Source organism: Alkalibaculum bacchi (assembly GCF_937875145.1).
Classification (GTDB): Bacteria; Bacillota; Clostridia; order Eubacteriales; family Alkalibacteraceae; genus Alkalibaculum; species Alkalibaculum bacchi_A.
Genome location: NZ_CALNCS010000225.1, coordinates 1 through 5,139 on the forward strand (window position 1 = coordinate 1; position 5,139 = coordinate 5,139).

Consider the following 5,139-nt stretch of genomic DNA (forward strand, 5'->3'; position numbering starts at 1 on the left):
TGGAGAAAACACCAAAAATTTATACAGAAGCAAAGACAAAGCTCCGAATACCCGTATGGCAATAGCCTCAATGCTCCGTGAGGAGATTTGCCGTGCAATAAACTATAAAAACAAGAAAGAAAAAGCCATTGAAAGCGGAGATGATTTTGAAGAGGAATTTAAATTAGAACCTTGGTTACCTGTATTAGAAGGTAAAATCCCACTAAAAGCCCACGTTCACCGTTGTGATGATATCCAAACTGCCATTCGAATAGCAAAAGAATTTAATCTGAATATGACTCTAGATCATTGTACAGAAGGTCATATTATTGCTGACGAGATAACGAAAAGTGGCTTTGACGTTATTGTTGGACCTGATTTGGCCTCAAGAAATAAATTAGAGTGTAAAAATGCTGATTTTAAGACATCTGGGGTATTAGCTAAAAAAGGAGTTCGGGTAGCTATTGCCACAGATCATCCCGTCTCTTTAATTCAATATCTCCCCATTTGCGCTGGTCTAGCTGCTAAAAAAGGTTTAGGAATAGAAGAAGGTCTTAAGGCAATTACGATTAACCCTGCAATCATATGTGGCATGGTCAATCGTGTTGGGAGCCTCGAATGTGGAAAAGATGCTGACATAGCAATATTCACAGGAAATCCTATGGAGGTTTTCACTGACACAGTGTACACCATAGTAGATGGAGTCGTAGCTTATAAGGCTGAAAAATAAATACCAACACTATACAAATATGAGCTGACCCACTAGTTTTTCTAGTGAGACAGCTCATTATTACTTACCACTTTCCTCTAGACATATGTCCAGCAAGTTCCGCTTTGTTTCTTTGCTTTATGACCCATACTTCATCTTTAGCCTTTTTAAATGCATCCACACAGGATGGATCTAAATCTATATCAATACCTTCTTCTGCTAACTGAGCTATTTTCATAGATAATTCTATGATTTCCATATGAATATCATTTGTACGATCTGAATCACTAACTTTCTTTGCATCTTCTTGTGATAAAGCTGCATACTTTTCTTTTGGCGCTCCACATTTAGGGCATTGATCAGGTGCCTCTTCGCCTCTATGCATATAACCACATACTGAACATTTCCATATCATACTTTTTCCTCCTCTTAAGTATATTAATCACTGGTTGTTACTTTATACCCTCATAAAATAATTTTCAAACCGTAATAATACTTAAAATAAAATAACATTATGTACAAAAATCCACCCTAAATATTTCCTACTAAAGCTCCTTATCACAAAGGATTCCTAGCCTAGGGCTACATCAAGTGTCATCATCATAATAAATCCCACTGCAAAACCAATGGTTCCAATATTAGAATGACCTCCTTCAGATGCTTCTGGAATTAACTCCTCAACTACTACGTACATCATTGCACCTGCTGCAAAGGAAAGAAGATAAGGTAATACTGGTACAATTAAACTAGTAACCATCAATGTAAGTATTGCTGATATAGGCTCTACGACTCCTGATAAAAAACCGTAAGTAAAAGATTTCCCTCTACTCATCCCTTGGCTTTTTAATGGCAAAGAAATAATTGCTCCCTCAGGAAAATTTTGAATGGCAATGCCTATAGCAAGAACTAGAGCTCCTGCTAATGAGATATCGTTATTAGCAGATAGAGCACCAGCAAAGATTACACCTACTGCCATACCTTCAGGTATGTTATGAAGAGTTACAGCAAGCATTAGCATAGTGGATTTTCCAAAAGAACTCTTCATCCCCTCAGGCTCATCGCTGTCTAAATGCAAATGAGGTACGATTTGATCCATAATCAATAGAAAAAGAATTCCTAAGGCAAATCCAACTGCTGCTGGCATAAAAGATAGTTTACCCATTCCCTCTGACATGTCAATTGCTGGTATGATCAGAGACCAAATCGAAGCAGCTACCATTACTCCTGAAGCAAATCCCAGTAGTGCCTTTTGAACTAAGGGATGAATATGCTCTTTCAAAAAAAACACGCATCCTGCACCAAGGGTAGTGCCTATAAGCGGAATAAAAACTCCTAGTATTGCTTTGTCCACATAATTCCTCCCACTTAATTTTCTGTTCTATTCTAGAATGATTCTATCTATATTTTAGCATTTCCATTCATTTCCGTCGACTTCAAAATGAGCCAATACATCTATTCCTTATCTAATAAAAATTTGTATATTACATTAGCAACTCCATCTTCATCACAAGAAGTAGTAATATACTGAGCGTGTTTTTTGATATCATCTGGTGCATTTTCCATTGCTACGCCTAAACCTGCTTCTTGGATCATAGACAAATCGTTGTAACCATCACCAATTGCAATCGTTTGAGCTATATCAAAACCATAGTCTTCGCATAATTTTTGTATAGCAATTCCTTTTGTAGCTTTTTCATCTACAAATTCTAAATAAAAAGGTCTTGAAAAATGATGAACAATTCTTTTATCTATTTTTTCCTTAAAATCAGCTTGATGTTTTGATAATTTTTCAGGTTCGTCATACCATAATATTTTTGTTATTTCAGTTGGGATCTCATCAATGCTATCTATTTTTATATATGGTGTATTAATGGATTTACTATACTCTTTTGCTTTATCATTTTCATGATTTACATATAATTTGTTGTCAGACCAAATAATCATAGTTGTATTCCATTTAGAACCTATATCATAGACCTCTTTTGCAAGGTTTTTTGGTAAACTTCGTTGATACAGAATTTCTTTACTTTTCCCCTTTATAACCATGGCTCCATTGTATGTAATAAAAGGAAGATCTCTATTAATTTCTTCATTTAAACTCTTAACACCTTGTATGGGTCTTCCAGTACATATTACAAAAACAACCCCTACATCTACAGCTTCTTGTATAGCCTTTTTCGTCTTCTTCGTCAATATACCTTGGCTATTTAATAAAGTCCCGTCGATATCAACTGCAATTAATTTATAGTCCATATTCTTCTCCTCACTAGCAAGCTACACTGCCTTAAATTTATGTAATCTTACCTCATTATACCCCATTTTTCTCCATATATTTAATTAATTTTTGATAGAAAAAGGTGTCAGGTATTTACCTGATCACCTTATTTGAAAATTTTATATCCATTGTTTTGCAAATGATTATTGATTTCTTCTAAACTTATTTGCTCATCATAAATAACTTCTATGGCTTTTTTATCACTACTAAGCTGTGCTTCTCTTATACCATTCATACCATATAATTGATGTATTACTCTATCCTGAGTTTCTTTATCCACTATACTATCTATGCATAATCTTGTCTTTTTCACAGTTGATTTCCTCCTTAATTTATAATAGCCATGATTATTATCTCTCTTTTAAATACAGACTATTCAAAATCCTTAGGAAAAGTAAAATGCAACGACATATGAAATCCCATAAAAAATATGGTATGATAGGGATGAAATAATACGAGATATGAGGTAGACAATGATAAAATTTGAAAACAATTTTCAATTAGATACTGCAATGAAAAATCTTATACTTTCTATAATTCAAGTAAGTGAATATCTAAATGAGATTCTCCATTACACAGAAAAAGTGTTAACACCAAAAATGGAAAGAGAATTAATTAAAATATTGCAAAAATACCATGTACCACATAATAATCTAAGATATGATGTAAAAAAACTTACAGATAATCCTTATTACAAAAATATTAAACTAGATGATGTGCAAACAGATACCGTATGGTATGAAAAAGCTCTTATTAAAAAAAGAACTTTAATGAGCATGAACTTCCATAAGTCTTTAGGAAAATACCTTTTTCACTATCATCCTGTAGGGTATTTTGAATGTGATGTGTACTTACCTGTCCTTAAAGAAGGTAAGGATAAAGTGTGGATGTCTCCTGCTATTAGTGAAATAGAAAGTATGAATGATGGCATACAAAAGGGCCATGGAAGGTGTATGACTATGGGTCTAGGTATTGGTGTACTTCCCTACCTTTGGCTACATAAAGAAGAAGTAGAAAGTGTAACCATCGTCGAATTCAACAAGGATGTCATTGACTTATTCGAAAGATACATTCGCCCACAGTTTCCAAAAAATAAAAATGTAGAAATCATTCATGGTAATGGACTAGATTATTACAATGAAGAGTTTTTAAATCAATTTGATTACGTATACATTGATTTTTGGGAATCTAATGAAGATGGCTTAGAATATTACACAAAACTTATGGAGAAAAAAGTTCACTATGAAAACATAGACTTCTGGGTAGAAGATTCTATGCTTTCAGATGTGAAATACATCATAACACCATACTTAAACACTCTCTACCAAGGAAAAAGCATAGCTACATACATCTCTTCACTAGAAGGATTAGATAAAACAATCGCCAAAAAAGCCAATCGATATTTTAAATCAAGAAACAATCTAATCTCTACTGAAGAAGAATTACTCAATTTAATTCATAATAGAGAGGTCCTAAGAGAGATTTTGGCACAATAGCTTTTAAAGTGGTAAGTTTGCTTACCACTTTACCATCTTAATTAAGAACGGCTTTTATCATCGCCTTCGTATTCATATCAAAAGCACTTTCTGGTTGATGTAGTCTAATTTCTTCGTCAAAATACACCTCTTTATATTCATTGAAGATTTGGTCTTCAGTATAGCCTTTTTTATATAATTTTCGGACGAAGTCTGTACTTTCTCTTGCAGCAGTAATACATCTTTCCCAGTAATTTTCTGGGCTATCATTAATAAAACCAGTATGAGGAGATATAATGTATTTACAATGAGTTTTTCTGCACTTTTCAATGGATTCCATGGCTTTTTCATAGCTAACAATAATAGTAGGGTTTATATTCCCTGATGATTTTAGAGTACCTGAAGTTTCGCTCGCAAATAAAATATCATCTCCTATAAGAAAAGACAAAGAGCACTTTGTGTGCCCAGGAGTTTCTAAAACTTTAATGTCTATTCCACCTAAATCTATTCTTTCCTGATCCAAAATGGCTCTATCTACCTTCATGTGATTATCATCATAATCTATTATTTCATGTATATTGTAATATCTTGCTGCCTTATTACTAAGCTCTTTAATCGTCTTTAAAGCATTTTCTCTTGTAAGAATATGCTGAGCATGTGGTGCTCCTAATACTTTTACATTAGGCCATGCCTGCCTTAAG

The 5,139-nt window shown here is 33.6% G+C and carries 7 protein-coding genes; 2 read left to right on the top strand and 5 right to left on the bottom strand.

Annotated features, from left to right (window positions below; genetic code table 11):
* A partial coding sequence (locus Q7P22_RS13110) for an amidohydrolase family protein (RefSeq protein ID WP_303864858.1) occupies positions 1 to 709 on the top strand: 709 nt, incomplete at its 5' end.
* A 64-nt stretch (positions 710 to 773) separates the two neighbouring features.
* Here the strand turns inward: Q7P22_RS13110 and Q7P22_RS13115 are convergent.
* From Q7P22_RS13115 to Q7P22_RS13130, 4 genes are all read right to left on the bottom strand, one after another.
* On the bottom strand, positions 774 to 1,103 hold the full coding sequence (locus Q7P22_RS13115; RefSeq protein ID WP_303864860.1) for a rubredoxin-like domain-containing protein: 330 nt from the start codon (positions 1,101 to 1,103) through the stop codon (positions 774 to 776).
* Positions 1,104 to 1,259: 156 nt separating this feature from the next.
* The gene (locus Q7P22_RS13120; RefSeq protein WP_303864862.1) at positions 1,260 to 2,039 is read right to left on the bottom strand and encodes a ZIP family metal transporter; all 780 of its coding nucleotides are present in this window, start codon (positions 2,037 to 2,039) and stop codon (positions 1,260 to 1,262) included.
* A 101-nt stretch (positions 2,040 to 2,140) separates the two neighbouring features.
* Positions 2,141 to 2,941, bottom strand: coding sequence for a Cof-type HAD-IIB family hydrolase (locus Q7P22_RS13125; protein ID WP_303864864.1), 801 nt, complete (start codon positions 2,939 to 2,941; stop codon positions 2,141 to 2,143).
* 128 nt (positions 2,942 to 3,069) lie between these two features.
* Positions 3,070 to 3,276 (bottom strand): hypothetical protein, encoded by a 207-nt coding sequence (locus Q7P22_RS13130; RefSeq protein WP_303864866.1) that lies wholly within the window; start codon positions 3,274 to 3,276, stop codon positions 3,070 to 3,072.
* 160 nt (positions 3,277 to 3,436) lie between these two features.
* Here Q7P22_RS13130 and Q7P22_RS13135 point away from each other — a divergent pair, with 160 nt between their 5' ends.
* The gene (locus Q7P22_RS13135) at positions 3,437 to 4,459 is read left to right on the top strand and encodes a hypothetical protein (protein ID WP_303864868.1); all 1,023 of its coding nucleotides are present in this window, start codon (positions 3,437 to 3,439) and stop codon (positions 4,457 to 4,459) included.
* Between the two features lie 37 nt (positions 4,460 to 4,496).
* Here the strand turns inward: Q7P22_RS13135 and Q7P22_RS13140 are convergent.
* Positions 4,497 to 5,139 (bottom strand): hydrolase (locus Q7P22_RS13140; RefSeq protein ID WP_303864870.1); only part of this gene is annotated, 643 nt, incomplete at its 5' end.